The following is a 26463-nucleotide window of genomic DNA, read 5'->3' on the forward strand; positions in this document are numbered from 1 at the left end:
CGGATGAGATTGCGCGCGCAAAGAAACCGCACCATATCGGTGGCATGACCAAAGCGGTCACGACCACCTCGGTGGACACCTTCGTGCAGGAAGTTTCCCGCCTGCCGGCACGGCCCGCCGGCACCCGCGGCCGGTTGCTGTTCGCCATGGATGCGACCGCAAGCCGCGAGCCGACCTGGGACCATGCCTGCAGCATCCAGGGCGAGATGTTCATCGCCGCCGAAGGATTGGGCGGGCTCGACGTGCGGCTCGCCTTCTATCGCGGCTTCGACGAGTTCAAGGTCAGCCGCTGGACCTCCGACGGCCGCGAGCTCGCACGCCTGATGAGCGCGGTGCGCTGCCTCGCCGGCCGCACCCAGATCGGCCGCGTGCTGCGCTATGCCGCCGAGCAGCGGCAGGAGAGCCGGATCGATGCCGTCGTGTTCGTCGGCGATTGCTGCGAGGAGGATGTCGACGAGATCGGCCACCTCGCGGGCCAGCTCGGGCTGATCGGCCTGCCGGTGTTCGTCTTCCACGAGGGCGACGACCGCGTCGCGTCGCGCCTCTTCCCGCAGATCGCCAGGCTGACGCGCGGCGCCTACTGCAAGTTCGACCGCAACAGTCCCGACCAGCTCCGCAAGCTCCTGGGTGCGGTCGCGGCCTATGCCGCCGGCGGCCGAGCGGCGCTCCTGAAGTACGGCCGCGAGCAGGGTGGCGCGGCGGCGCTGCTGACGCACCAGCTCAAGTGAGGCACGCGACGCGCGCCAGCATCTCGCGGTAGGCGTTCTCCAGGGTCCGCGCGAACGCCGTCGAATCGCCGAGGCCGTGGTCGATCGACATTTGCCGCAGCGCGGGGCGCAGCTTCTGCCGGCGCGGCAGGTCGGCGGCGAGGCCGGCGGCGATCTCGATGTATTGCTCGGGCGTCTCGGCGACGAGGTCGGCGCAGCCGGCCGCCGTCACCAGCGAAGCGCCGTAGCGCGCGCTGAACCGGTCGCCTTTCAAGGTGACGACCGGAACGCCCATCCAGAACGATTCGGCGATGGTGTTGCCGCCGCAGTACGGCCAGGTGTCGAGGCTGACATCGATCTGGCCGAAGGCTTGCTGAAGCCGGTCGCGCGGCGCGCCTTGCCGCAGGATCAGGCGCCGGCAGTCGATGCCTAGATGCTCGAAGCGAGACGCGATGAGCCGACGGTTGCTCGGGCTGGCGAGTTGCGGGTTCTGCAGCCATAGCCGGGAGTCCGGCACGGCGTGCAGCAGGCGCGCCCACAGCTCGAGCAGCGGGCGATTGAGCTTGCTGCCGCTGCCGAAGCAGCCGAACGTGACGTAGGGACGGCTGGCTGACGGCGGCGCGACGATGTCCGGCGCGTGCGAGTCGCGGTAATCGAAGCAGAAGAAGCAGTTCGGCAGGCGCCAGATGCGCTCCGAATAATGCGCCTCGTCCGGACTGCCGGTGGGCAGCGAGATCTCGTCGGCCAGGATGTAGTCGACGTTGGGCACATGGCTCGAGCCGGTGTGATTGAGGAAGCTCACCTGCACCGGCGCGCAGCGGTGCGCCATCGCCGCGAAGCGGTGACCCGGCGAGAAGCCGGAGAGCTCGACGAAAACGTCGATTCCCCGGCTGCGGACCAGCGCGGCGAACAGCTCGCTGTCGGTGGCGTTCGACGTGTCGTGCACCACGTCGTAAGCGCCGCGGATGTCTTCCACCACCGGGCCGGCGGCATAGCCATGGATCTCGAATCCGCCCCGGTCATGCGCCCGCAGGACGTCGCGCATCTGGTAGCGGATGGTGTCGGAGTTCATGAACGAGCAATGGTAGCCGATGCGGATCTTGCGGCCGGCCGTCGAGCGCCTCGCCGACGCCGGCGCGACGGCGACGCGATGGGCGACGTGGCGGTCCACCCATTTCTTCTGGTGGTCGGCGATCAGGGCGTCGGTCACCTCGGGCAGGCGGAGCAGCTCCTGGTTCGCGCGGCTGTCGCCGGTCTCGTCGGCGTGCGGCCGCGCGCGCTCCCACATCGCGAGCGCAAGGTCGGTCTGACCGCGCGCGGCGTAGAGCTCCGCGACATGGGCATAGAGGTCGGCGAACATCTCCTCCCGTGTCGGCGCCAACCTGTGGAAGTCGGCTTTCGGCACGGTACGAAGGATTATCTTGCTGCGCAGCCACGGGCCGTAGAGCGGCGCGTTCCAAAGAGCGCGCGCCATGCGCCCGGACAAGGGTCGGTTCGCCCGCGCCGCGGCCGCGAGCAGCCGCTGGATCGGCGCCTCGAGGAGTCCGAGATTCTCGCTGCGGGCGCACAGCAGCCGGTGAAGGCTGCGCTGATGCTGCGAGTGCGGTTCCGCCGGCGGCTGGAACTCCCGGACGGCGGCGTTGAGCGGCACCGTCACGAGCCACTCGATCTCCTCGACGCCGAGCGCGCGGAAGTGCTGCCACAGAAGAGCCGCCTGATTGGCCGTGCTCTCGGCTGCAAGCACGGGGTCGCGGCCGAAGAAACCTTCGCTGGAAAAGAGCCGCGCAACGACGGCGATCCGATCGGCCAGGTCCGTCCTGGCATCGCCGCCGAGCCAATCCCAGGACGGGATGCGGCCCGTGTCGTCGAGCACGTCGTCGTCCAGGTGGCCGATGCCATGATCGATCGCCAGGCTCGACCACAGATCCAGATCGAGGGCGCTCTCGAACCATCCATCCTCCTGCAGGCCGGAGGCGGACAAGGCGCGGCGGTCGATGAAGCCTGCCGGCAGGAACGGCCGGTACAGGGTGAACAGCAACGTGACGATGTCGACGTTCGGCAGCGCCTTCCCGTCGGCGGCGACCAGGAAGTTCCTGGCGCAGAGGCCGCCGATGCCCGGCATCTGCCGGAACTTCTGCACGGCCAGATCGAAGGCTTGCGGCCGGAGCCGACCTTCGGATGGCTGGAAGGCGATGTAGTCGCCCTGGCAATGCCTCAGCAGATCCAGAAGTCGTTCGCCCTTGCTGCCGGCGCCGCCCGGCACCAGCCGCAACGACCAGTTGCGTTGCCTTGTCGCGCCGACGAGCCCGGCCGCGCCCTCCGAGGACTCGCCATCGTGAAGGACCAGTTCGAAATCGGAGCAGGGCTGCGCTTCGAGCGAGGAAATGCAGTGCGACGCAGCCTTGAGGCTGCCGCCATGGGGCCAGATGACCGAGAATCTAGGTGACGACGGATCGCTGGGGCTCGCCGGCATCTCACCTCTGGGAACGATACAAACCTCGGGTGGCGCCGCTCGGCGGTAAGCAACTGCGGCAGCTCTCTATAGCATTCGTCTGTATCGTTTCTGTTTCATGCCCCCAGAAGCCGCGCCGTCCAGCCACCGGGCAGCAGGCCGCCGAACCAGACGCCGGCCTTGGTCGGCAGCGGGAAGGCGATGCGCGCCTTGTCGCGCGCGAGGCCGCGCCGGATGATCGCGGAGGCCCGCGCCGCGGTCATCAGGAAGGGCATCTTGAACGTCGATTCAGCATTTATGCGAGTTGCCACGAAGCCCGGGCAGATCACGCTGACGCCGATGCCATTCTTCTTCAGCACGTAGCGCAGGCTCTCGGCCCAGACGCGCACGCAGGCCTTGCTGGCATTGTACGACGCCGAGTAGGGCAGGCCGATGAAGCCCGCGAGCGAGGACACCACCGCGATCTGCCCACGCTTGCGCGCGATCATGCGGCCGACCAGCGGCTCGACGGTGTTCAAAACGCCATCGACATTGACCGCCATGGTCTGGCGGATGCGGCCGAAATCGCCGAGCGAGGAACGGCCATCGTCGATCGAGATGCCGGCATTGGCAATCAGCAGGTCGACCGGATGGGCATCGTCGAAGCGGGTCAGCCAGGCGGCGAGCGCGGCGCGGTCGGTGACGTCGAGGACCGAGTCATCCACAGCCGCCCCCTTGGCGCGGCATGCGTCCGCGACGGCGGTCACGCGCGTGGCATCGCGGCCGCACAGCGCCAGGGCGATGCCAGGTGCGGCATAGTCGAGCGCCAGCGCCTCGCCGATGCCGCTCGAAGCGCCGGTGATGACGATGCTCGCGAATGACTTTGTCATGCGATAATAGTAAGGGGCCTCGCCACGACGGGGCCAGTGGAGCGGATCGTTTGATTTCGAGCATGACGGGATATGCCCGGGCGCAGGGCGCGGATGAGCGGCGGCGCTGGGTCTGGGAAGCACGCAGCGTCAATGGACGCAATCTCGAGGTCCGCTGCCGGGTGCCGCAAGGCTTCGACCGCCTGGAGAACCCCGCCCGCACCGCCGCCGGCACGCGGCTGAAGCGCGGCAACGTGGCGCTTTCCCTCACCATGACCAGCGAGGCCAAGGCCAAGCCGCTGCGCATCAACCGCGCGCTGCTGGCCGAGCTCGGCGCGCTGGTCGAGGAAGTCCGCAAGGGCACCGGCGCCGCGGCGCCGACCGCCGACGGCCTGTTGCGCGTGCGCGGCGTGATCGAGGAGGAAGACGAGGGTGCCGAGAACGAGGAGCAACTGGCATCGCTCGACGCGGCGGTCATGCGCACCCTCGGCGAGGCGCTGCAGGGGCTGGCCAATGCCCGCGCCGGCGAGGGCAAGGCGCTGGCCGGCGTGCTCGAGGGCCATGTCGACGAGATCGACGGGCTGTGCCGCCGCGCCGCCGAGCGCGCCCAGGCGCAGATCGGCGTGGTGCGTCAGCGTTTCGAGGCCCAGCTCAACGAGCTCCTGGGCCGCGTCCCGGCGCTCAGCGAGGAGCGCTTCGCGCAGGAGACGGCGCTGCTGGTCGGCAAGGCCGACGTGCGCGAGGAGCTCGATCGCCTCACTGCCCACATCGCCCAGGCGCGCAGCCTGCTGCACGAGGCGCGGCCGGACAATCCGGTCGGCCGCAAGTTCGACTTCCTCTGCCAGGAGTTCAATCGCGAGGCCAACACGCTGTGCTCGAAGTCGGCCGACATCGAGCTGACGCGCATCGGCATCGATCTCAAGGGCGCCGTCGAGCGCATGCGGGAGCAGGTCCAGAATGTCGAATGACGAGGCGCCGGTGATCCAGCGGCGCGGCCTGATGCTGGTGCTGTCCTCGCCCTCGGGCGCGGGCAAGACCACGCTATCGCGCCAGCTGCTGGACAACGACAAGCAGATCCAGCTCAGCGTCTCGGCCACGACGCGCGCCCGCCGTCCGGGTGAGAAGGACGGCGTCGACTACCGCTTCGTCGATACCGCGACCTTCAGCGGCATGAGAGACCGCGGCGAGTTCCTCGAGCATGCGCGGGTGTTCGACCACTACTACGGCACGCCAAAGGCGCCGGTCGAGGCGGCGCTCAGCGCCGGCCGCGACGTGCTGTTCGATATCGACTGGCAGGGCACGCAGCAGCTCCAGGAGAAGGGCCGCGACGATCTGGTCACGGTGTTCATCCTGCCGCCCTCGACCCGCGATCTGGAGAAGCGCCTGCGGACGCGTGCCCAGGATTCGCCCGACGTCGTTGCCAAGCGCATGGGCAAGGCGGCCGACGAGATGAGCCATTACGCCGAGTACGACTACACCATCATCAATCGCGACATCGCCACCAGCCTGATGGAGCTGAAATCGATCCTGACCGCCGAGCGGCTGAAACGCGAGCGGCAGATCGGCCTGTCGAACTTCGTGAAGGCCCTACGCGAGGGACGCTGAGCCGCCGGAGATCGGCGCAGTCTGGCCGCGCGAGCGCAGCACCAGCTGCGAGGGCTTGTAGGGGCGGCCCGAGAATTCGGCGATCAGGCGGTCGCTGCCCTGCTCGATGGCGTCTTCCAGCCGGTGCATGAAGGTCTCCTTGTCGAGCCCGGCCGCCGCGATCGGCGGCAGGAACTCGACCGCGGCCCGGCCGGGCTTCTTGCGCCAGTCGCGGCGGTTCCACAGCAGGCCGACCGAAGTTGCGACCGGGGTCACGGGAAGCCCGAGATCGCGCGACAGGTAGTAGATGCCGGAGCGGTAGCGCTCGCGTTCGCCCGGCGCCATCAGGTAGCCCTCGGGATAGATCGCGATGGTGCGGCCGCTGTCGCAGGCGCGCTTGGCATAGCGGGCGAGGTTGCTGCGCTCGCGGGCGCCGCCGCCGGTATCGACCCGGATCATCTGCAGGCGGTGCAGGATCTTGCCGATCAGCGGCAATCGGAACAGCTCCTCCATGGCGACGAAGGCGATGCCGGGGAACTGGGCGGCCAGCAGGAAGCCATCGATCTCGCTGTGATGCTTGCAGGCGAGCAGGGCGGGCCCCTGGGCCGGCGGATGGCCGCGCATCTCGACGATCATTCCGCCGATCCAGCGCATGCCCCAGCGGATCGCCCGGGCATAGCCCTGCAGCAGCGACCGCAGCGGGCGGGGGCTGGGGATCGGCGACAGCACGATGCCGACCAGCGCCGCCAGCAGGGTGAGGATGTAGGCATAGAGGTTGAAGGCAGTGGACCGGATCATGGACTCTGATACTAGTGAGCGCTCACTTATTTTGTCAAGTGACCTCCCCGGTCGGAACAGTCGTCCAGGGAGTAGATCTGCGGTTGGAAGAACAGGCCCGGGGGCGCGGCCGGTTCGGCCTTCGGCCGGGTGGGCCAGACGTGCGCGGCGATCCGCCGTTCGATCAGGGGCACCAGGGACTGCAGGGCGATCCAGGCATGCAGGCGGACGCCGCCGTAGCTGAAGTGGATCGCGTCCGTGGCGAGATCGGGATTGTCCGGTGTCTGGCCGGCGATATCGATGAATGGCAGCCCGTGCTGGGTGGCATACCGGGCAAGGACCCGGTTCTGGAACGCCGCCATGCGCGCAAGATCGCGGTAGGTGAACGGCCATTTCCCGAGATTGAGGTGTTGCCACAGCGCCTGATGTCGCACTGGATCGAGGACGAGGCCGTCGTGAACGATCCACTTGAACGAGCTCACGGCCAGCTCCGAGCCGGCGGCCTCCAGCGTGGCGCGGTTGCTTTCGAGGTCCGGGAGGATTGTCGACAGATTGATCGGCAAATCGGTCCGCGTGAGGTCGGGCTCGCTTTCACTGAGCCCCGCCGGCCATGTCATTTGGTAGTCAGGCTTGGGAAGTTCCTCGCCGCCCGGACGGCGCACACGACCAATCGCCGCCCGCAGCCTGCGTGCGAGAGCGGACCGGTGGGCAACGTCGCGAAGTGCGGCGGCCAACGGTCCCTCGGACGTGCCGGGCGGCGTCGCGGCCGGTGCCGAGCTGGGGGCGTCCTTCAGCATCTTGGACAGGATGAACTGATTGGCTCCCTCGTAGTAGACGACCAGGTCCGGTGCGAGCGGCAGGACCTCCTTGCGGATCACCGCGGCGATGTCTGTCGACATCAGCCCTTCGCGGCCGGCATTGAGAGTTTCGAACCGCACGTCCAGTCCGCGTTCCGCAGCCCACAGATTGAGCCAATGGCCGACGAACTCCGGATAGGAGAAGGGATAGTAGTGGCTGTTGACCGTCGTTGAGGCGCCGACGAACACGATCCTGATGGTTGCCGGGGGTTTCTCGACGGTTGTCGGTGGGCCGCGCCAGCCGAGCTGGTTGGTCACGAGGCCGAGGGGCGTGGTCGCATGGGGCAAGAATCGATAGAGCGGATAGCGGTCGTTGTCGGCAGGCTGGTACAGGTAGACCCAATGCGGCGCTTGCCGCAGGAACGTGTTGCGGCAGGGCGGGCCGACCGCTACGGCGTTCCACGCCTTGTAAAGCTCCGCCGGCCGGAACGTGTGCGTGGCTAAATCTGGAACTGCGGGAAACGCCCGATAGGCCTCTGTCCACTCGCGGGGCGGCGCATGACGGTTGGGCAGCGGCGGCGGATCGCTTCGGAACCAGTCCGGCGAGACGTGTGGCGCCCGCGCGATGGTCTTCATGATCGAGATGCTTGCATCGCGATCAACCGTGTCGGGAAGCCAGTCCGTCGCCAGCGGCAGGCCATCCACGGCCCGCACGACGAACTCCGCGGCGAAGAGCGTCAACGCGCACGACACCAGCAGGAGGGCAGCCTTTCCCGCCTTGTCGATCCATCCGGTCGTCATTTAGAGGGCATCTCCGCTAGCGTTATGAAATCGGCGACCGACAACTCCTCCGCTCGCGCGGTCGGCGAAAGGCCGATGCCTTCGAGCGTGGCGACGGGGTCGGCGAAGATGCCGGCCAGCGCCCCGCGCAGCATCTTGCGGCGCTGCCCGAAGGCGGCGGCCGTGACCTTCTCCAACGGCGCGAGGTCGGCCAGGCGTTGGTTCGATGGGCGCGGGGTGAGGCGGGCGACCGACGAGGTCACCTTGGGCGGCGGCACGAAGGCGGCGGCCGGGATATCGAACAGCCGGCGGATCTCGCAGACATGCTGGGCCAGCACCGACAGCCGCCCGTAGTCCTTGGTGCGCGGCGTGGCGACCAGGCGGTCGACCACCTCCTTCTGGAACATCAGCACCATGTCGGCGATCGCATCGGCCTGTTGCAGCCAGCGCACCAGCAGGGGCGTGGAGATGTTGTAGGGCAGGTTGGCGACGATGCGGCGCGGCGCCGGACCGAGGCTCGCCGGATCAATCTTGAGCGCGTCGGCCTCAATCACCTGCAGCCGTTCGCCCGACGCCGCCTGCAGCTCGGCGAGCGCAGCCAGTGCGCGCGGATCGACCTCGATCGCCACGACCTTCGCGGCGCCTTCGAGGAGCAGGGCACGGGTCAGCCCGCCGGGGCCGGGGCCGATCTCGATGACGGTGCCCTGGTCGAGCGGCTGGGCGGCGCGGGCGATGCGGCGGGTCAGGTTGAGGTCGAGCAGGAAGTGCTGGCCGAAGCGCTTGCGGGCATCGAGCCCGTGCTTGGCGATGGTCTCGCGCAGCGGCGGCAGGGCCGCCACGTCCATCGTCAGGTCCCGCGCCGGCGCGCCATGTCGTCGGCCATCGCGAGTGCCGCGATCAGGCTCGCCGGGTCGGCGCGGCCGGTGCCGGCGATGTCGAGCGCCGTGCCATGGTCGGGCGAGGTGCGCACGAAGGGCAAGCCGAGCGTGACGTTGACGCCGCCGGAGAAGTCGATGGTCTTGATCGGGATCAGCGCCTGGTCGTGATACATGCACAGCGCCGCGTCGTAGGTCGCGCGCGCCGCCGGATGGAACAGCGTGTCGGCGGGGGCGGGCCCGCGCACGTCGAGGCCGTCCCTGCGCAGCGCCTCGATCGCCGGCGCGATGATGCGGCTTTCCTCGTCGCCCATCGCACCCTGCTCGCCGGCATGCGGATTGAGCGCGGCGACGGCCAGCCGCGGCCGCTCGATGCCGAACAGCGACTTCAGCCCCGCCGCGGTGATGCGCCCGGCGCGCACGATCGCCTCGGGCGTCAACGCCTCGACCGCGTCGGCCAGCGACAGATGGATGGTGACCGGCACGACCCTGAGCGCGGGGCAGGCCAGCATCATGGCGACGTCGGTGCCGCCCGCCAGCTCGGCCAGGAACTCGGTGTGGCCGGGATGCCTGAAGCCCGCGTCGTGCAGCGTCTTCTTCTGGATCGGGTTGGTCGCGAAGCCCGCGATCTCGCCGGCCTGCGCAAACCGGGTCGCGCGCTCGATCGCCTCGAGGGTCGGCGCGGCGTTGGCCGGATCGGGCCGGCCCGGCATGGCCGCGGCCTTGAGCTTCACGCGCAGCACCGGCAGCGCCGTCGCGAACACGGCGGCCGCTTCGGCCGGCTGGACGATCTCGCGCACGGGCACGGCGAGGCCGAGCTTGCCGGCCAGCGCCGCCAGTCGCGCCGGATCATCGATCGCGAAGAACGGCCGCGTGCCTTCGTCGCGTGCCAGCCAGGCTTTCAGGCTGAGTTCGCCGCCGACTCCGGCCGGCTCGCCCATGGTGACGGCGAGCGGCAGTCGGCTCATTGCTGCTGCTTGATGTCGATGGTGGCGACGCGCCGCAGCTCGCGCATGTAGCGCCGGCTCGCCGCCTCGAGCTTCTGCAGCAGGATCTGCTGCGAGATGACATCGCGGGTCGGCATGCCGCCGGTGCCTTCCTTGCTGCACAGCGCGACCACCTGCAGGCCCTCGGCGACGCGGAACGGGCCGGCGGCGCCGCCGGCGTTGAGCTTGGGAATCTGCTCGTACATCTCGCGGTTGGCGGCGAGGTCGCCGGCGCGGATGTTGTTGAGGTCGCCCGAGGTCGCGCCCTTGAGCTCGCGTGCCCGCGTGTGCAGGTCCTGGCAGGAACGCACGCCGGCGATCGACTTCTGCGCCTCGCCGGTCGCACGAGCCACCTCGTCGGGCGAGGCGTTGACCGGCAGGGCGAGCGTCATTTGCACCAGGTTCAGTCGCATGTCGTCGGGCCGCGCCGAGGCGAAGGGCCGGCGGTCGATCACGTAGAGGATGTGATAGCCGGCCGCCGAGCGGATCGGGTCCGTGGCCTGGCGCAGCGGCGCCTTCTCCATCACCCCATCGAGCGTCGGATCGAGCGCGCCGGGCAGGATCCAGCCGAGGTCGCCGCCCTGCTGGGCGGTCGCGCCCTGCGAGAACTGCTGCGCCAGCGCGGCGAAGGCGGCGCCGCGGCGCAGCTGCTCGAGCACGCGGTCGGCGCTGCGCTTGGCTTCGTCGGCCTGCTCGACCTTGTCGATCGGGATGAAGATCTCGGCGACCCGCGATTCGGTCTTGCCGACGTTGTTGCGAATGCGCTGCATGGCATCGTCGATCTCGGCATCCGACACGTCGACCTGCGGTCGCACGCGGCGGCGCACGATCTTGGTCCAGGCGATCGACGCCTCGATCTGCTGCGAGGCGATCTCGTAGGGCACGCCGATACTTTGCAGGTAGACCTTGAACTGGCCGGGCTGCATGCCGGCGGTGCGCTCGATCTCGCTGACCCGCTGGTTGACCTCGGCCTCCGACGGCTTCACGCCCAGCCCCTTGGAGTTCTGGATCTGCAGGCGCTCGTCGATCATCTGGCGCAGGATCTGCGGGGCCAGGCGCTGCTGCAGGTCGGGCGTCTCCTGCATGCCGGCGCTGCGGACGGCGAAGGTGATGCGCTGCCGCAGCTCGAAGTCGGTGATGGCGTCATCATTGACCCGCGCGACGACGCGGAGCGTCTGCGCCGATGCAGCTGTGAAGGAACCGAGGACCAGAGTGACGGCGAGCAGGGCGCGGAGAAACGGCGCGAACATTGAACCGGATGCTTTGATAGAGAGGAGGGCGGGTATTATAGGCAGCATCGCCGTTACCGCAACTTGACGCTCCCCAGCCGGTAGTTTAGCCGATTAGACGAATTGGGAGGCTCAGCATAGACGTGCCAGACGGCCTGCGACCGCGGAAGACGGCGAACTTGTGGGAAGTGGTCGCTTCCGGTCTTGGTTATCATCTGGACAACTTCGGACGGTGGCTGCTCGCCAGCTCGCCCCGGATGGGCAGTGCCTATGCCGCACTGCTGGCGCCGGCCGCGCCCGAGCCGCGCACCCAGCCGAGTTGGCGCTTTGCCTGCGAATACTATGAGCAACGGCGCTGGCTCGCCTGCCGCCGCGGGGCATTGTGGGAGGCCGCGCGCGGCCGCCTGTCGGTGCCGCTGACCCTCAAATGGTACCACGGCACCACGGTCGACGTGCTGCTGGGCAACGACAACAGCCTTTGCCTCTATGTCTGCGGCTCGTTCGAGCCCAACGAGTTCGCCTTCCTCGACCGGGTGCTGAAGCCCGGTATGGTGTTCGTCGATGTCGGCGCCAACGACGGCTACTACACGCTGTTCGCCGCCCAGCGGGTCGGCCCGTCGGGCCGGGTGCTGGCGGTCGAGCCGAGCACCCGCGAGCGGGCCAACCTCGAGCGCAACATCGCCCGCAACAGCCTGGGCAACGTCACGGTGATCCCGCTGGCGCTGGGCGCGACCTGCGGCACCGCCGAGCTGCGCCTGGCCCAGAGCGCGCATTCGGGCCACAACACGCTCGGCCGCTTCGCCAACGACGGCGTGCAGGCCGAGAGCGTCGAGCAGGTCAAGGTGTGCATGCTCGACGCGCTGGCCAGCGAGGTGGACCTGGACCGCATCGACGTCATGAAGATCGACGTCGAGGGGGCGGAGGCGAGCGTCATCGCCGGCGCCCGCGAGGTGCTCGCCCGGACGCAGCCCGTGATCGTGCTCGAGATCAGCGACAAGGCGCTGCGCGGCCAGGGCAGCGACGCCCAGCGGCTGATCGCCGCCTTGCGCGAGCTGGGCTATGAGATCGGTGTATTCTCGGCCAGCACCGGCTGCATCGAGCTGCTCGCCGCGGGCAGCGACCTGTCGCTCAACGTGGTCGCCATGCCGCGCGACCGCATCCCCGAGATTGTCGGCAAGAGGTAGTCCCGTGCCGCGTTCGGATCTGTGTACCTGGGCGGTCGAACAGGCACTGCCGTTGTGGGCAAGTCGCGGCTTCGACCTCGAGCACCAGCGCTTCGAGGAGCGCCTGACGCCGGACGGCGAGCCGGACCGCGACTCGCCCCACCGGCTGACGGTGCAGGCGCGGCAGATCCATTCCTACGTCCTGGCCCGCAAGCGCGGCTGGTTCACGGTCGCCGATCACCTCGTGGAGCAGGCCTACCGCTCCATGTTGCGCGATTTCCGGCAGCCGCACGGCTGGGTCTTCACGGTGCATCGCGACGGCCGGCCGGCCGACAGCCGGCGCGACCTCTATGCCCATGCCTTCGTCCTGCTGGCGCTCGGCAGCTACGGCGGCCTGACCGGCGACCGCGCGCCGCTGGCCCTGGCCGACGATCTGCTGGCCGAGCTCGATCGCGACTTCGGGGCGCCGGCCGGCGGCTATGTGGAGGCGCTGCCCGTCCCCCAGGGGCCGCGACGGCAGAACCCGCACATGCACCTGTTCGAGGCGCTGCTGAACCTGTGGATGAATACCCGGGACCAGCGCTACCTCGACCGTGCCACCGTCATCTTCGGCCTCTTCACCAGGCATTTCTTCGAGCCGCAGGCCGGCGTGCTGCTGGAGTATTTCGACGACGCGCTGGCGCCGTCGCCGGAGCGGATCGTCGAGCCCGGCCATCATAGCGAATGGATCTGGCTGCTGCGCTGGTACGAGCGCGAGACCGGCACGCCGGTGAGGCCCTACGTCGACGCGCTACTGGCGCATCTCGAGCGCCATGGCATCGACCAGGCCGGGTTGCTGCCTGACGAGATCATGGCCGATGGCACAGTGCGTCTCCCCTCGCGCCGGCTGTGGCCGATGACGGAGGTGATCAAGGCCTATGCGGTCGAGGGCCGGCGGGATCGCGCGCTGGCCCTGGCCGAGCTGATGCAACGGCATTTCCTGACCGGCGTCATGCCCGGCGGCTGGATGGACCGGCTGGATGCCGCGGGCCGGCCCGCCGCCACCGACTTCATGCCCGCCAGCACGCTCTATCACCTGCTGGGCGCCGTCGCCGAACTCGATCCTCCATGACCGCCGTCGCCGTGCTGGGCGGGACGGGCCTGATCGGCCGGCACGTCCTCGCGGCCCTGGCGCGGCCGGGCACGCCGATCGTCGCCACGGCCAACCGCCGGCCGCCGTTCGAGGCCGAGGGCGTGGAATGGCGGCAGGTCGACCTCACGGCGCTGGGCCCTGCGCGGGCGGCCCTGCGCGGCGCGCGGGGCGCGGTGATCTGCGCCGGCCGGCTGTCGACGGCGGCCGAGCTCAAGCGCGATCCGGTCGGTTCGGTCACCACCACCCTGCGCATCGGCATCAACGCCCTCGAGGCTGCGGCGGCGGAAGGCGTCGAGCGTGTCGTGCTGGTGAGCTCGACCACGGGTTATCCACCGGGGGAGGGGCCGAAGCTCGAGAGCGCCATGTTCTCAGGCGACCCGCCGGGCGACTGGTTCGGCGTCGGCTGGGTCCATCGCTTCCTCGAGAAGCAGCTCGAATGGTATTGCCGGCTGCAACGGATCGGCGCTGGCGTCGCATTGCGCCCGACCCTGGTCTACGGCCCGCACGATGACTTCGATCCGGCATCGGCGCATTTCGTGCCGTCCTTCATCCGCCGCGTGGTCGAGCGCGAGCGGCCGATCGAGATCTGGGGCGACGGCAGCCAGAGCCGCAATCTCATCCACGCCGCCGATGTGGCGGCGGCGATCGCCGCGGTGCTGCAGGACCGGGCGCCGGGCTTCGCGGCCTACAACGTGTCGGCCCCCGCCAGCAGCAGCGTCAAGCAGGTCCTGACCACCCTGGTCGAGCTCGACCGCTTCGACGATGCCGAGATCGTCTATCGCCCCGAGCGCGCGACCGGCGCCGGTGCGCTCGACGTATCGGCGGCGGCGTTCAGCGCGCGGTATGGCTGGCAGCCCGCGATGTCGCTGCGCGACGGTCTTGCCGGCACGCTCGACTGGTACCGGCGCTCAGCGGGTTAGGAAACGGTCGCCTTCGTTGGCGATGCGCTCGCGCCAGTAATCGAGCAGGTCGCGCAGCGTCTTCTCGTAGGGGATCTCGGGCTTCCAGCCGGTGTGCTTCTCGAACTTGGCGGTGTTGGGCACCTGCAGGTCGGCATCGATCGGCCGCAGGCGGTCGGGATCGACCTCGACCTTGATGTCGTCCTTGAGCGGCGAGAAGGACTTCAAGGTGTTTAGGATGTCCCCGACGGTGCAGGAGTGAATGCCGCCGATGTTGTAGTAGGCGCCGGCGACCGGATTGACCGTGACCAGCATGTAATAGGCACGCACTGCGTCGCGCACGTCGGCGACGGTACGCAGCGATTGCAGGTTGCCCACTTTGACCACTGGCGGAATCAAATTGCGCTCGATCATCGCGATCTGCTTGGCGAAGGTCGATTCGGCGAACACATCGCCGCGCCGCGGTCCGGTGTGGGTGAACATGCGCGTCGTCATCACCGTCATGCCGTAGGCCTCGGCATAGAAGCGGCCGACCAGGTCGGTGCCGACCTTGGAGATTGCATAAGGCGAAGCGGGATGGAACGAGCATTCCTCGTCGATCGGCAGCTTCTCCTTCGGCACGCGGCCGAACACCTCGGACGAGGCGCAGACATGGATCACCGCCTTGGGCGCATGCTCCTTGAGCGCGTCGAGCACGCGCACCGTGCCCTGGACGTTGGTGTCCATGGTGTCGAGCGGCGCGTCGAAGCTGGTCCGCGGGAAGCTCTGGGCGGCGAGGTGGAAGACGTAGTCGGGCTTGGCCTTGGCGACGACCTCGCGGATCGACATCGTGTCGCGCAGGTCGCCGTAGTGAAGAAACACCCGGTCGCCCGCGTTGATGCGATGGGCGATGTGGCCGAGATTGTCCATGGGGCTGCGCCAGCGGCACATGCCGTGGATGTCCCAGTCGGTCTTCTCGAGCAGGAAGTCGGCGAGGTGGGAGCCGACCATTCCGGTGATGCCTGTGATCAAAACTCGCGGACGCGCCATATCTCGTTCCCATAAAGGCGCCGCAACCTAGTGCAGGTAGGCAGGGGATGCCACCATCGCTTGACCCGGCAGGGTCGAGCCGTCAAATTCCGCCGCCTTCCCGCGGAGACGATGTGGAATCAAAGGTTTTCGACATCTCCGGCAAGCGAATCTGGGTGGCCGGCCATCGCGGCATGGTTGGTGCAGCCGTCGTGCGCCGATTGGCCACCGCCGGTTGCGAGATCCTCACGGTCGGCCGCGAGGAGGTCGACCTGACCCGCCAGGCCGATGTTGAGCGCTGGCTCGACAAGGCGCGGCCCGACGCGATCGTGATGGCGGCCGCGCGGGTCGGCGGCATCCACGCCAATTCGACGCTGCCGGCCGACTTCCTGTTCATCAACCTGATGATCGGCGCCAACGTGGTGAATGCCGCGCACAAGGCCGGCGTGAAACGCCTGGTCAATCTCGGCAGCAGCTGCATGTATCCGGTCGGCGCGCCGCAGCCGATCTCTGAATCGAGCATCGGCAACGGTCCGCCCGAGCCGACCAACGAGGCCTATGCCGTGGCCAAGCTCGCCACCGCGAGCCTCGCCGCGACCTATCGCAAGCAGTACGGCGACGACTACATCACCGTGATCCCGACCAATCTCTATGGCCCGGGCGACAACTTCGATCCGCTGATGAGCCACGTCGCGCCGGCCATGATGCGGCGGATGATCGAGGCGCGCGACGCTCGGGCGCCCGAGGTCGAGATCTGGGGCACGGGCAAGCCACGGCGCGAGCTGATGTTCGTCGACGACGCAGCCGACGCGATCGCCTTCGTGCTCGAACGCTATTCGGCGGCCGAGCCGATCAATGTCGGCATCGGCGTCGACGTCTCGATCCGCGAGCTGGCCGAGCTGATGGCGAAGACCGTCGGATACAAGGGCGAGCTCGTCTTCGATACCAGCAAGCCCGACGGCGCGCCGCGCCGACTGCTCGACAGCGGCCGCCTGGCCGCGCTCGACTGGAAGGCGCGCACCCCGCTTGCCGATGGACTGGACGCCATGTATCGCTGGTACTGCCAACACAAGGTCGATGTAGCCGCCTGATGGAAGAGCGTAGCAACAGCCCCGCGGCCCGCCTCTACCGATCGATGTATCTGATCCGCCGGGTCGAGGAGGAGATCGTCCGCCTCTACCCGACGGACAAGATCAAGAGCCCGGTGCATCTCAGCATCGGCCAGGAAGCGGTGGCGGCCGCGGTGTGCGATCACCTCGACAAGACCGACGTGGTGTTCGGCACCTATCGCGGCCATGCGCTGTATCTCGCCAAGGGCGGCGACGTGCCGCGCATGATGGCCGAGCTCTACGGCAAGGTCGACGGCTGCGCGCGCGGCAAGGCGGGCTCGATGCACCTGGTCGACCCGGCGGTCGGCATGATGGGCACGTCGGCCGTGGTGGCGACCGGCATCTCCAACGCAGTGGGTGCTGCGCTGGCGCTCAAGATGCAGCGCTCCAAGGCGATCGTCGTCTGCTTCTTCGGCGAGGGCGCGACCGACGAGGGCGCCTGGCACGAGAGCATGAACTTCGCCTCGCTCAGGAAGCTGCCGATCCTGTTCATCTGCGAGAACAACTTCTTCGCCATCTACAGCCACGTGAAGGACCGCATGGCCGGCCCCGGCCTGCGCGCGCGCTCGCGGGCCTACGGCATCGACGCCGAGCTGATCGAGGACCACGAGCCGATGCTGCTGCACGAGCGTGCCGGCGCGGCGGTCGCGGCGGTGCGCAGCGGCGCCGGCCCGCGCTTCCTCGAATGCATGACCTATCGCTGGCGCGACCATGTCGGGCCGGGCGAGGACCGCATCCACCAGTACCGGCCGGACGACGAGCTCGACGCCAAGATCGAGGGCGACAACCTCAAGATCGTCGGCGACCTGCTGCCCGGCGACCTGCGCAAGTCGATCGAGGATGCCGAGGAGAAGCGGGTGGCCGACGCCATCGCCTTCGCCGAGGCCAGCACCTTCCCCGAGGACCAGGAAATCTACGACCATGTCTTCTCGGGCTGAATCTTCGCGGCCCGATGGGCGCACCCTGACCTATGGCGAGGCTGTTTTCGAGGCGACACGGTCGGAGATGGCGCGCGATAGCCGCGTCTTCGTCATGGGCCAGGGCGTCGACGATGCGCGCGGCATGTTCGGCACCACGCTAGGCCTGCATCGCGAGTTCGGCGCCGAGCGCAGCTTCGACGTGCCGCTCGCCGAGGACGCGATGACCGGCGTCGGCATCGGCGCGGCCCTGATGGGCATGCGGCCGATCCAGGTGCACCAACGCATGGACTTCGTGCTGCTGGCCATGAACCAGCTCGTCAACATGGCGGCGAAGATGAGCTACATGTTCGCCGGCGCCCACAAGGTGCCGATGGTGGTGCGCGCCATCATCGGTCGCAGCTGGGGGCAGGGGGCGCAGCACAGCCAGGCGTTCCACTCCTACTTCATGCACATCCCCGGCCTGCGCGTGGTCGCGCCGACCACGCCGCACGACGCCAAGGGCTGCCTGATCCAGGCGATCCGCGACGACAACCCGGTGATCATGATCGAGCACCGCATGCTGCATAACGTGAAGGGCGTGGTGCCGGAGGAGAGCTACGAGATCCCCTACGGCAAGGCGCGCGTGCTGAGCCCGGGCAAGGACATCACCATCGTCGGCATCAGCCACATGGCGCTGGAGTGCGTGCGCGCCAAGCACCTGCTCGAGGCCGCCGGCATCGACGCCGAGGTGATCGACCCGGTGTCGCTGGCGCCGCTCGACATCTCGACCATTGCGGCCTCGGTGGAGCGCACCGGGCGGCTGCTGGTGGTCGACACCGGCTGGCTGAGCTGCGGCGCCTCGTCGGAGATCCTGTCCGAGGTGTTCGAGCGGATCGGCGAACGGCGCCATTTTGTCGCCAAGCGGCTGGGCTACCTGCCGACTCCCTGCCCGACGACCAAGATCCTCGAGAATCTGTATTATCCGTCGCCGCAGTCGATCGCCCAGGCCACTTACCGGCTGGTGCGCGGCGCCGAGGCCCCGGCCTGGCAGCCGGGCAAGGTCGACAGCGCCGAAGTCGCGGAATTCCGCGGCCCGTTCTAAGCTTAGCTGAATGCCCGAGGGTTTGATGCCGGACAAAGACGCGTTGCGCGCCGCCGTATTCAAGGCTGTCGAGGACTATTGCTCCGCCGACTTCGGTTACTCGTTCGACCCGAAGAACCCGGTCGTGCGGCTGCACGAGCCGACCTTCAGCGCCGGCGAGATCAATGCCGCGCTCGAATGCCTGCTGTCGACCTACGTCACCATGGGCCCCAAGGTGAAGAAGTTCGAGGAGGTCTTCTGCTCGACCTTCGGCTGGACCGACGGCGTGATGAACAACTCGGGCTCCTCGGCCAACCTGCTGGCGGTGGCTGCGCTCGCCAACCCGGCGACCGAGGACGGGCTCAAGCCGGGCGACGAGGTGATCGTGCCGGCGCTCTCCTGGTCAACCACGGTGTGGCCGGTGATCCAGTGCGGCCTGGTGCCGGTGATCGTCGACATCGACCCCCAGACCTTCAACATCGATCCCAACGAGATCGAGAAGGCGATCGGGCCGAAGACCCGCGCGGTGATGATCGTGCCGGTCTACGGCAATCCGTGCGCCATGGACGCGATCGTCGACATCTGCAAGCGCAAGAACCTCATCCTGATCGAGGATTGCTGCGAGGCGCTGGGCGCCTATTACGACGGCAAGGCGGTCGGCAAGTTCGGCCGGGTCGGCACCTTCAGCTTCTACTTCTCGCACCATCTGACGACGCTCGAGGGCGGCATCACCGTCACCGACGATTTCGAATTGGCCGAGCTGATGCGCATCCTGCGCGCCCATGGCTGGGTGCGCGAGGTCAAGGACCGCGAAAGCTGGCTCAAGAAATATCCCGAGTTCGACCCGCGCTTCCTGTTCGTGAACGTGGGCTACAACCTGCGCCCGATGGAGCTGTCGGGCGCGATGGGCCTGGTGCAGCTGCCCAAGCTCAAGCAGTTCGTCGACGTCCGCCGCCAGAACTCGGCCTGGTTCCGCCGCGAGCTCGCCCAGTACGGCGACTTCTTCGACTTCCAGGAAGAGCAGCCCAAGGGCCATCACTCGTGGTTCGGTTTCCCGATCCGGGTCAAGGGCAATGCCGGCTTCAAGGTGACCGAGCTCACCAAGGCGCTGAACGCCAAGCATGTCGAGACCCGGCCGATCATCGCCGGCAACATCGCCCGCCAGCCGGCGCTCAAGATGTACGAGCACCGCGTGGTCGGCGACATGAAGCATGCCAACGCCGTCATGGACGGTGCCTTCTCCTTCGGCAACCACCAGGACGTGGACTCCGGCGCACGCCAGTACGTGGCCGAGCAGGTCCGTGCCTTCCTGCGCTCACGGTCGTTGATCTAGGCAGATGATCATCACCCGCACCCCGCTTCGCATCTCGTTCTTCGGCGGCGGCACCGACTATGCGCCGTGGTTCCGGGAGCATGGCGGCGCGGTGCTGGCGACGACCATCGACAAGTATCTCTACCTGCACTGCCGCTACCTGCCGCCGTTCTTCGATTTCAGGAGCCGCATCGTCTGGTCGAAGATCGAGCAGGTCCAGGAGCCGGGCGAGATTGCCCATCCGGCGATCCGCGGCATCCTCGAATGGCTGAAGATCGGCGAGGGCGTCGAGATCCACCATCACGGCGACCTGCCGGCGCGCACGGGATTGGGCTCCAGCTCGTCCTTCTCGGTCGGCCTGCTGCATGCCCTGCACGCGCTGCGCGGCGAGCTGGTCTCCAAGCGCAAGCTCGCCGAGGAGGCGATCTTCGTCGAGCAGCAGGTGCTGAACGAGACGGTCGGCGTCCAGGACCAGATCCAGTCGGCCTTCGGCGGGCTGAACCGCATCGACATACGGACCGACGGCTCGTTCGAGGTCTCGCCGCTGGTGGTGCGCGCCGACCGGCTGTTGGGGCTGCAGAAGCACCTGCTGCTGCTCTACACCGGTCTGTCGCGCACGGCCTCGGAGATCGCCGCCGAGCAGGTCTCGACCATCGGCAGCAAGACCGCCGAGCTGAAGGCGATGCGCGAGATGGTCGACGAGGGCGAGCGCATCCTGGTCGGCAGCGGCGACCTGCGCGATTTCGGCCGCCTGCTCGACGAGAGCTGGAAGCTGAAGCGGCAGCTCTCGAGCAAGATCGCGCCGGGCTTCGTCAACGAGATCTACGACACCGCCCGCCAGGCCGGCGCCGACGGCGGCAAGCTCCTGGGCGCGGGCGGCGGCGGCTTCATGCTGATCTTCGTGCAGCCCGAGCGGCGCACGGCGGTGCTGCGGTCGTTGAGCAGCCTTCTGCCCGTGCCGTTCCAGTTCGAGCGCGGCGGCACGCAGATCGTGCTCTACGAGCCGACCGCGCAGAACGGCAACGGCCACGGATGAGCCGCACCCGTGTTCTGGTCTGCGGCGCCACCGGCTTCATTGGGCGCAATCTCGTCGAGACCCTGAGCCGCCGCGGCGACCTCGAGGTTCATGCGGTGCGCTTCACCCGGCCGGAATATGCCGCCAAGGGCGTCACCTGGCACCAGGCCGACCTGCGCGAGGCCGCCCAGGTCAACGCCCTGCTGCGGGGCATGGACATCGTCATCCAGGCGGCGGCGACCACCTCGGGCGTGCGCGACATCGTCCGCACGCCCTACATCCACGTGACGGACAACGCCGTCATGAACTCGCTGCTGTTGCGTGCCTGCTTCGACCACAAGGTGCGGCACTTCCTGTTCTTCAGCTGTTCGGTGATGTACCAGCCGCGCGACACGCCGTGGCGCGAAGAGGAGTGGGACGCGTCGCGGGAGATGCACGCCAACTACTTCGGCATCGGCTGGACCAAGCTCTACATCGAGAAGATGTGCGAGTTCTTCAGCCGGCTGGGCATGACCAGGCACACGGTGATCCGCCACACCAACGTCTTCGGCCCGCACGACAAGTTCGACCTCGAGCGCAGCCATGTGCTCGGCGCCACGGTAACCAAGGCGATGACCAGCCGGACCGGCGCCATCACCGTCTGGGGCACCGGCGAGGAGGCGCGGGACCTGATCTACATCGACGACCTCGTGCGGTTCGTCGAGCTCGCGATCGAGCGCCAGACGGCGCCGTACGAGATGCTGCATGCCAGCGCCGGCGAGGCGATCCGCATCAAGGACCTGGTGGCGCGCATCGTCGCCGCGTCGGGTCGCGACCTGCGGATCGAGCACGACCCGGCCGGACCGACTATCAAGACGTCTTTCGCCTTGGATAATCGGCGGGCGCGGGAAAAATTCGGCTGGCAGCCGCAAGTGGCGTTCGCCGAGGGTGTGCAGCGGACCGTCGCGTGGTGGCGCGCCAACCTCGGCACGGGCACGCCGTGAGGTATCGCGCGCTCGGGTGCACCGGGCTTAGCGTCTCGGAGATCGGCTTCGGCGCCTGGGGTATTGGCGGCCGCACCAGCGGCACGACGTCCTATGGCGACACCGACGACCGGACCTCGCTGGCGGCGCTGGCGCGGGCGCTCGATTGCGGCATCACCTTTTTCGACACCTCGGCTGCGTACGGAAACGGACACAGCGAGACATTGATCGGCCAGGCCTTCGCCGGCCGCCGTGACAAAGTTATGATCGCCACCAAGGCTGGATACGACAGCTGGGACCGACCGCCGGATTTCTCGGCGGATGCGGTCGCAGCCTCGGTGAAGAAAAGCCTGAGGCGGTTGTGCAGCGACTACATCGACCTTCTGCAGTTGCACAACCCGCCGGCCGAGGCGCTGCGCGACGAGCGCCTGCGCGGGGCGCTGGCGCGGTTGCAGGCCGACGGCAAGATACGCGCCTGGGGCGTGTCGGCCAAGAGCCCCGCCGAGGCGATCGAGGCGCTCGCCGAATTCGGCGCGCCGGTGATCCAGGCCAATTTCAACATGATGGATGTGCGCGCCCTCGAGAGCGGCTTGCTGGCCGAGGCCGAGCGGCGGGGCGCAGGCTTCATCGGCCGCACGCCGCTCTGCTTCGGTTTCCTGTCGGGAACGATCGCCCGCGGCACGGTCTTTCCGCCGGGCGATCACCGGCTGGGCTGGTTGCAGGCGCAGCTCGACAACTGGATCGAGGGCGCGGGCGATCTGCTCCAGGCGGTGGGGGCCGCTCCGGGGACCGCCGGCGCCCAGGCGGCGCTGCGGTTCTGTCTGGCCTTTCCGGCGGTGTCGACGGTCATTCCGGGGATCCTGAAGCCGGAAGAAGCCGATCAGAATGCCGCGGCAAGCACCGCCGGGCCGCTATCGGCGGCGGCGGTCGATGCGGTTCTGGCGATCAATCGGCGGCGGCAGTTCTTCGTCGCCCGGCCGCGAGGCTAGGTTGGATTGTGAGGAATAATCAACCAGAAGTTGTGGTTCGATGATCGGGACGACGACGGGCGGCAACTTCATGTGGCATGTTAAGGTCGTACCGAAAATTCTGCGGCAAACTCGGCAAATCTATGCTTTAGGATAGTGAACTCGCCTCCGTATTGTATCAGGACCTCATGACGTTACTTCCGGTAGGAGCGCCAATTTCTGCGTCCAGACCCCTAGTTTCGATCATCTGGTACGGTAAGAACCGCGTACAATCGGTCGAAAAAGAGATCGGCAGGGTATTCCAGCAGCGTTACGTCAATTGGCAGCTCGTCGTGGAAGATGGGGGGTCAACCGACGGTACCCTCGGCTGGTTCCGCCGTCAGGCGGAGAGTGACGCGCGGATTGACGTTGCCTCGCAGGAAACCTCTTTGCCGGGAGAGGCGCTGCTGCGCGCCCTGCGCCGCTGCAAAGGCGCGTACATCGCGATCTGTCCGGCGAACGCCGGCTTGACGCCGGATGCGCTGGAATTCGCCGTTCAGACCCTCGAAGAGGCGCCGGATATGGGCGCGGTCGCCTGCCGTGGCCTGCTGGTCGATGCCGACGGCGATGCAGCACCCGTGCAGTTCGACCTGGCGATGGCGCTGTTCACGCCCCTGCGCATCGCTGCGCACGGCGGAATCATTCGCCGCTCGGCGCTGATCGAGAGCGGCCTGATGCGGGACGATTGGCGAAAGGGCTGCGTGGAGCTCGACCTGTGGTGCCGCCTCGCCATGGATCACGAGATCGTCGTCGCCGACCGGACGATCGTCGACGGCAAGGCCGCGCGCAATACCGTCAATTCTGCATCGGACGCCGACCGGCTGGTCGACGATCATCTGAGCTATGTCGAGTCGCTTTTCGACAAGAACAATTTCTTCGGCGACGCTGGCGATCCCGCCTTGCAGTACGAATGCATGGCCAATCAGCTCGGCATCCTGCGCGAGGAGCTTCGCGGCGTCGGAGCGCGGGCCGTGGATCGCCGCCGCCGCGAGCTCGCGGACAAGGTCGCGCATCTCTTGAGCTACGACGGCCGGACGCAGCGCAGTCTCGAGCGCTGGCACCGGATGTGGCGGATGCCGATTCCACTCGAAGGCCTGCCGGCGATAGCCCTCATGCTTTTCCTCGCCTGGCACTGGCAGTCGCTTTGCCGCTCGCTCGTCCGCATCGGCTTCCGGGCACGCAGCCGCAAGCTCGGCGATCGGGAGATCAGCCAGCTGCCGGCGCTCTTCGCCGATCTGTATGCGACACAAGCCGAGCGCTACAACGCCCACGGCCAGGTCGCGACGGCCATCCACAACTGGCGCATCGCCGAGTCCCTGGGCGACGCGATGCAGGACAGCATGGCGGTCCAGGCCGAACTGAAGCGCCCCGGCGCCACGGAAGCGAGTCTGGTCAAGGTCCACAAGCGATGGGTGGCGCGTCATGTGACGGAGATGGCGCCGATCGAGCCGTGCAGTCTGCCGCAGTGGGACGGGCGGCGGAAGATCCGCGTCGGCTATCACTGCGCCTTCATGCATCTCGACACCATCCAGTACATGATGGCGCGGGTGTTCCAGGCCCACGACAGGGACCGCTTCGAGATCTACGGCTATTCGCCGTTTCCGTTGCCGCCCGACATCGCGCAATGCTTCGACGTGGTCCGCGATACCTCGACGACGACCGAGGATCCCGAGCGGGTGATGTTCCACAAGACCGCGATGAAGTCGCACGCGGCGTTCCGGAGAATGGTCTGCGCCGACGGCATCGACGTTCTGGTCGAATTGACGGGTTTCTCGCCCGGCCATCGCTTTCCGGCGATGGCCCTGCGATGCGCACCCGTGCAGGTGAGCTTTCTCAATCACACGGCGTCGAGCCAGGTGCCGAACGTCGACTACATTCTCGCCGACGAGATCTGCCTTCCCGCATCGGGCGGCTACGAGGCATTCTACTCCGAGGAAATCTACCGCCTGCCGGGATGTTTCTTCTGTTTTGATTACCGAGGGTCGAATTATCCGCCGATCGCCGAGCCGCCGTCGCTCAGCAAGGGCTACGTGACGTTCGGCTGCTTCGGCTTCGGCGGGAAGCTCAACTTCCAGCTGGTCCAGCTGTGGGCGGAATTGCTGCGCCGGGTCCCGTCGTCCCGGCTCCATATCCAGAACGTCCAGATCGTCAACGAGCGCAGCCGGCGCTTCTGGGCCGAGCGCTTCCGCAGCCTGGGCGTCGATCCCGAGCGGCTGACCCTGGCCAACGGCGTCGACCGACAGGCGCTGCTGAAGGTCTACGCCGACATCGATATCAGCCTGGACACCTGGCCCTATTGCGGCGGCAACAGCATCGCCGAAGCGCTGTGGCATGGCGTGCCGGTCATCACGCTGAAGGACGACCGGTTCGCCTCGCGCTACGGCGCGTCGCTGCTGGCCGCTGCGGGATGCGCCGACCTCGTCGCCGACTCGCCCGAGCAGTATGTCGCCATCGCCAAGCGACTCGCCGGCGATCCGGCGCGTCTCACCCAGCTGCGCCACCGTCTGCGCGACATGTCGATCGAATACGGCCTCGGCGATTCGGTCGGGTTCGCGCGCCGGCTGGAGGATGCCTATGCCGACATGCTGTCGCGTGTCGGCAATCAACGGCTGGGCCGCCGCGGCAGCATAGGGCTCTCAGGCGCGTATTCATGAGCCTCGGCGGACAACCGCTCGTCTCGATCTTCATGTTCGTGCGCAACGGCGGGAAGTCGCTGCGGCGCGCCGTCGATAGCGTGATGGCGCAGACCTATCCGAACATCGAGCTCGTCGTGCAGGATGCCGTCTCGACCGACGGCACCCTCGACCTCCTGCGCAGCTACGGCGATCGTATCAAGGTGGTGTCCGAGCCGGATTCCGGCCCCAGCGAAGGGCTGTGGCGGGCGATCAATCGCTGCATCGGCGAGTTCGTCGGATCGTGCCTCGCCGACGAGGAGCTGATGCCCGACGCCGTCGAGCGCGCCGTGCGGGCTTTCCAGGAAAGTCCGAGCACCGGCGCGATCACGGGCGACGCCCTGATCACCGACATCGACGGCAAGGTCACGGGATCGTGGACCAGCGGGCCCTTCAGCCTCGTCAACTACCTGCTGGCGGACTATTCGCCGTATTTCGTCTCGAGCTTTTTCCGCCGCGATGTCCTGACGGCCATTGGCCTGCGGGAGAAGAACTGGAATCTCAACTGCGTCGAGTTCGAGCTGTGGTGCCGGATCGCCAGCCACAGCCATGTCCAATACGTCCCCAGCGTCCTCGCCAAGTACGCGCAGCATCCGGGGCAGCTCAGCAACTCACACCACGATGCCCTGGTCCACATCGAGGGGCGGCTCGCCAATATCGAGGCCCTGTGTGCGCCCGGCGGCTTTTTCGACGACCAGCCCCTGCTGCGCAATCTGTTCATCTGGGGGCATGCCCGCGTCTTCTGCAATCACGCCCTGATCGTCGGCAAGCCCGAGCTGGCCCGCGCCGAATACGACCTCGTGAAGCAAACGCTGGCGCGGCATCCGCCAGTGTTTCTCGACGGCGTCCAGTACGACGAGAACTACGCGCAGCGCCTGGCGCCGCCGCGGCAGGACTCCTTCCGGCGCAGCCTCTCGAGGCTCTGGGCGCCGCGCGACCGACCCGCCGTACCGCAGGAGCAATTCGCTCTCCCGCCCGGGGCGGATGCCCGGCTGAAAGCCGGCCTCCACGCGCAGGAAGCACTATGCCATGAGGCAAGGGGCAACCACCTGGCGGCGCGGGACAGCTGGCACGCCGCCGCCGTCGCCGCCGGCTTGCTCACGCCCGCGCAGGCGGGCTACCGAACTGACCGAAAGTACGGCTGGGCCGGTGTAGATTTCTAGAGCGGA

Annotated in this window: 23 protein-coding genes; 15 read left to right on the plus strand and 8 right to left on the minus strand. The window is 67.9% G+C overall.

Annotated elements, in window-relative coordinates:
• Positions 1-44: 44 nt before the first annotated feature.
• Positions 45-728, plus strand: coding sequence for a VWA domain-containing protein (locus tag J0J01_RS22030; RefSeq protein ID WP_296384600.1), 684 nt, complete (start codon positions 45-47; stop codon positions 726-728).
• Here J0J01_RS22030 and J0J01_RS22035 read toward each other — a convergent pair.
• Positions 721-3180, minus strand: coding sequence for a hypothetical protein (locus J0J01_RS22035; RefSeq protein ID WP_296384602.1), 2460 nt, complete (start codon positions 3178-3180; stop codon positions 721-723). The two genes, J0J01_RS22030 and J0J01_RS22035, sit on opposite strands and share 8 nt — an antisense overlap.
• A 95-nt stretch (positions 3181-3275) precedes the next feature.
• Entirely contained in the window at positions 3276-4028 is a 753-nt protein-coding gene (locus J0J01_RS22040; protein ID WP_296384603.1) for an SDR family NAD(P)-dependent oxidoreductase, read from the minus strand.
• A gap of 62 nt (positions 4029-4090) precedes the next feature.
• Here J0J01_RS22040 and J0J01_RS22045 point away from each other — a divergent pair, with 62 nt between their 5' ends.
• Positions 4091-4975 carry a YicC/YloC family endoribonuclease gene (locus J0J01_RS22045; protein WP_296384604.1) on the plus strand — a complete coding sequence of 295 codons (885 nt, stop codon included), beginning with the start codon at positions 4091-4093 and terminating at the stop codon, positions 4973-4975.
• Positions 4965-5612, plus strand: coding sequence for a guanylate kinase (gene gmk / locus J0J01_RS22050; protein ID WP_296384606.1), 648 nt, complete (start codon positions 4965-4967; stop codon positions 5610-5612). Before J0J01_RS22045 ends, gmk begins: the two co-directional genes overlap by 11 nt.
• Here gmk and J0J01_RS22055 read toward each other — a convergent pair.
• From J0J01_RS22055 to J0J01_RS22075, 5 genes are read right to left on the minus strand one after another with little or no spacing between them, the layout of a single operon-like run.
• On the minus strand, positions 5595-6389 hold the full coding sequence (locus J0J01_RS22055; RefSeq protein ID WP_296384609.1) for a lysophospholipid acyltransferase family protein: 795 nt from the start codon (positions 6387-6389) through the stop codon (positions 5595-5597). The genes gmk and J0J01_RS22055 overlap by 18 nt on opposite strands.
• Before the next feature lie 26 nt (positions 6390-6415).
• Positions 6416-7966 (minus strand): hypothetical protein, encoded by a 1551-nt coding sequence (locus tag J0J01_RS22060; RefSeq protein ID WP_296384611.1) that lies wholly within the window; start codon positions 7964-7966, stop codon positions 6416-6418.
• On the minus strand, positions 7963-8790 hold the full coding sequence (gene rsmA / locus J0J01_RS22065; protein ID WP_296384613.1) for a 16S rRNA (adenine(1518)-N(6)/adenine(1519)-N(6))-dimethyltransferase RsmA: 828 nt from the start codon (positions 8788-8790) through the stop codon (positions 7963-7965). Before rsmA ends, J0J01_RS22060 begins: the two co-directional genes overlap by 4 nt.
• Before the next feature lie 2 nt (positions 8791-8792).
• Positions 8793-9788, minus strand: coding sequence for a 4-hydroxythreonine-4-phosphate dehydrogenase PdxA (pdxA, locus tag J0J01_RS22070; RefSeq protein WP_296384615.1), 996 nt, complete (start codon positions 9786-9788; stop codon positions 8793-8795).
• Entirely contained in the window at positions 9785-11056 is a 1272-nt protein-coding gene (locus tag J0J01_RS22075) for a peptidylprolyl isomerase (protein ID WP_296384617.1), read from the minus strand. The genes pdxA and J0J01_RS22075 overlap by 4 nt, the downstream gene beginning before the upstream one ends.
• 236 nt (positions 11057-11292) lie before the next feature.
• Here J0J01_RS22075 and J0J01_RS22080 point away from each other — a divergent pair, with 236 nt between their 5' ends.
• Genes J0J01_RS22080 through J0J01_RS22090 form a run of 3 tightly spaced genes read left to right on the plus strand, consistent with a single transcriptional unit; the run spans position 11293 to position 14250 of the window.
• Entirely contained in the window at positions 11293-12219 is a 927-nt protein-coding gene (locus tag J0J01_RS22080; protein ID WP_296384619.1) for an FkbM family methyltransferase, read from the plus strand.
• A 4-nt stretch (positions 12220-12223) separates the two neighbouring features.
• The gene (locus J0J01_RS22085) at positions 12224-13309 is read left to right on the plus strand and encodes an AGE family epimerase/isomerase (protein ID WP_296384621.1); all 1086 of its coding nucleotides are present in this window, start codon (positions 12224-12226) and stop codon (positions 13307-13309) included.
• Positions 13306-14250 (plus strand): NAD(P)-dependent oxidoreductase, encoded by a 945-nt coding sequence (locus J0J01_RS22090; RefSeq protein ID WP_296384623.1) that lies wholly within the window; start codon positions 13306-13308, stop codon positions 14248-14250. The genes J0J01_RS22085 and J0J01_RS22090 overlap by 4 nt, the downstream gene beginning before the upstream one ends.
• On the opposite strand, the gene J0J01_RS22095 is transcribed toward J0J01_RS22090, so the two are convergent.
• Positions 14239-15258, minus strand: coding sequence for a GDP-mannose 4,6-dehydratase (locus tag J0J01_RS22095; RefSeq protein WP_296384625.1), 1020 nt, complete (start codon positions 15256-15258; stop codon positions 14239-14241). The genes J0J01_RS22090 and J0J01_RS22095 overlap by 12 nt on opposite strands.
• Positions 15259-15371: 113 nt before the next feature.
• Here J0J01_RS22095 and J0J01_RS22100 point away from each other — a divergent pair, with 113 nt between their 5' ends.
• From J0J01_RS22100 to J0J01_RS22140, 9 genes are all read left to right on the plus strand, one after another.
• A complete protein-coding gene (locus J0J01_RS22100; RefSeq protein WP_296384627.1) occupies positions 15372-16328 on the plus strand; it encodes a GDP-L-fucose synthase in 957 nt (318 codons plus the stop codon).
• Positions 16328-17284 carry a thiamine pyrophosphate-dependent dehydrogenase E1 component subunit alpha gene (locus J0J01_RS22105; protein ID WP_296384628.1) on the plus strand — a complete coding sequence of 319 codons (957 nt, stop codon included), beginning with the start codon at positions 16328-16330 and terminating at the stop codon, positions 17282-17284. Before J0J01_RS22100 ends, J0J01_RS22105 begins: the two co-directional genes overlap by 1 nt.
• Positions 17268-18347 (plus strand): transketolase C-terminal domain-containing protein, encoded by a 1080-nt coding sequence (locus J0J01_RS22110; RefSeq protein ID WP_296384630.1) that lies wholly within the window; start codon positions 17268-17270, stop codon positions 18345-18347. The genes J0J01_RS22105 and J0J01_RS22110 overlap by 17 nt, the downstream gene beginning before the upstream one ends.
• 25 nt (positions 18348-18372) lie before the next feature.
• Positions 18373-19659 (plus strand): DegT/DnrJ/EryC1/StrS family aminotransferase, encoded by a 1287-nt coding sequence (locus J0J01_RS22115; RefSeq protein ID WP_296384632.1) that lies wholly within the window; start codon positions 18373-18375, stop codon positions 19657-19659.
• Between the two features lie 4 nt (positions 19660-19663).
• On the plus strand, positions 19664-20674 hold the full coding sequence (locus J0J01_RS22120) for a galactokinase (RefSeq protein WP_296384633.1): 1011 nt from the start codon (positions 19664-19666) through the stop codon (positions 20672-20674).
• A complete protein-coding gene (locus J0J01_RS22125) occupies positions 20671-21636 on the plus strand; it encodes an NAD-dependent epimerase/dehydratase family protein (protein ID WP_296384635.1) in 966 nt (321 codons plus the stop codon). Before J0J01_RS22120 ends, J0J01_RS22125 begins: the two co-directional genes overlap by 4 nt.
• Complete coding sequence (locus tag J0J01_RS22130; protein WP_296384637.1) at positions 21633-22604, plus strand: aldo/keto reductase; 972 nt, start codon at positions 21633-21635, stop codon at positions 22602-22604. The genes J0J01_RS22125 and J0J01_RS22130 overlap by 4 nt, the downstream gene beginning before the upstream one ends.
• Before the next feature lie 167 nt (positions 22605-22771).
• Positions 22772-25276, plus strand: a complete 2505-nt coding sequence (locus tag J0J01_RS22135) for a glycosyltransferase (protein WP_296384639.1) — start codon at positions 22772-22774, stop codon at positions 25274-25276.
• The gene (locus J0J01_RS22140; protein ID WP_296384642.1) at positions 25273-26457 is read left to right on the plus strand and encodes a glycosyltransferase; all 1185 of its coding nucleotides are present in this window, start codon (positions 25273-25275) and stop codon (positions 26455-26457) included. Before J0J01_RS22135 ends, J0J01_RS22140 begins: the two co-directional genes overlap by 4 nt.
• Positions 26458-26463: the final 6 nt, after the last annotated feature.

The sequence above is a fragment of the Reyranella sp. genome (genome assembly GCF_017305915.1).
Lineage (GTDB): Bacteria > Pseudomonadota > Alphaproteobacteria > Reyranellales > Reyranellaceae > Reyranella.

What these genes read in the sequence shown, in the direction of transcription:
- J0J01_RS22030 (WP_296384600.1), top strand. Translation starts at nt 45, where the DNA reads ATGACCAAAGCGGTCACGACCACCTCGGTGGACACCTTCGTGCAGGAA.
- J0J01_RS22035 (WP_296384602.1), bottom strand. Translation starts at nt 3,180, where the DNA reads ATGCCGGCGAGCCCCAGCGATCCGTCGTCACCTAGATTCTCGGTCATC.
- J0J01_RS22040 (WP_296384603.1), bottom strand. Translation starts at nt 4,028, where the DNA reads ATGACAAAGTCATTCGCGAGCATCGTCATCACCGGCGCTTCGAGCGGC.
- J0J01_RS22045 (WP_296384604.1), top strand. Translation starts at nt 4,091, where the DNA reads ATGACGGGATATGCCCGGGCGCAGGGCGCGGATGAGCGGCGGCGCTGG.
- gmk (WP_296384606.1), top strand. Translation starts at nt 4,965, where the DNA reads ATGTCGAATGACGAGGCGCCGGTGATCCAGCGGCGCGGCCTGATGCTG.
- J0J01_RS22055 (WP_296384609.1), bottom strand. Translation starts at nt 6,389, where the DNA reads ATGATCCGGTCCACTGCCTTCAACCTCTATGCCTACATCCTCACCCTG.
- J0J01_RS22060 (WP_296384611.1), bottom strand. Translation starts at nt 7,966, where the DNA reads ATGACGACCGGATGGATCGACAAGGCGGGAAAGGCTGCCCTCCTGCTG.
- rsmA (WP_296384613.1), bottom strand. Translation starts at nt 8,790, where the DNA reads ATGGACGTGGCGGCCCTGCCGCCGCTGCGCGAGACCATCGCCAAGCAC.
- pdxA (WP_296384615.1), bottom strand. Translation starts at nt 9,788, where the DNA reads ATGAGCCGACTGCCGCTCGCCGTCACCATGGGCGAGCCGGCCGGAGTC.
- J0J01_RS22075 (WP_296384617.1), bottom strand. Translation starts at nt 11,056, where the DNA reads ATGTTCGCGCCGTTTCTCCGCGCCCTGCTCGCCGTCACTCTGGTCCTC.
- J0J01_RS22080 (WP_296384619.1), top strand. Translation starts at nt 11,293, where the DNA reads ATGGGCAGTGCCTATGCCGCACTGCTGGCGCCGGCCGCGCCCGAGCCG.
- J0J01_RS22090 (WP_296384623.1), top strand. Translation starts at nt 13,306, where the DNA reads ATGACCGCCGTCGCCGTGCTGGGCGGGACGGGCCTGATCGGCCGGCAC.
- J0J01_RS22095 (WP_296384625.1), bottom strand. Translation starts at nt 15,258, where the DNA reads ATGGCGCGTCCGCGAGTTTTGATCACAGGCATCACCGGAATGGTCGGC.
- J0J01_RS22105 (WP_296384628.1), top strand. Translation starts at nt 16,328, where the DNA reads ATGGAAGAGCGTAGCAACAGCCCCGCGGCCCGCCTCTACCGATCGATG.
- J0J01_RS22110 (WP_296384630.1), top strand. Translation starts at nt 17,268, where the DNA reads ATGTCTTCTCGGGCTGAATCTTCGCGGCCCGATGGGCGCACCCTGACC.
- J0J01_RS22115 (WP_296384632.1), top strand. Translation starts at nt 18,373, where the DNA reads ATGCCGGACAAAGACGCGTTGCGCGCCGCCGTATTCAAGGCTGTCGAG.
- J0J01_RS22120 (WP_296384633.1), top strand. Translation starts at nt 19,664, where the DNA reads ATGATCATCACCCGCACCCCGCTTCGCATCTCGTTCTTCGGCGGCGGC.
- J0J01_RS22125 (WP_296384635.1), top strand. Translation starts at nt 20,671, where the DNA reads ATGAGCCGCACCCGTGTTCTGGTCTGCGGCGCCACCGGCTTCATTGGG.
- J0J01_RS22135 (WP_296384639.1), top strand. Translation starts at nt 22,772, where the DNA reads ATGACGTTACTTCCGGTAGGAGCGCCAATTTCTGCGTCCAGACCCCTA.
- J0J01_RS22140 (WP_296384642.1), top strand. Translation starts at nt 25,273, where the DNA reads ATGAGCCTCGGCGGACAACCGCTCGTCTCGATCTTCATGTTCGTGCGC.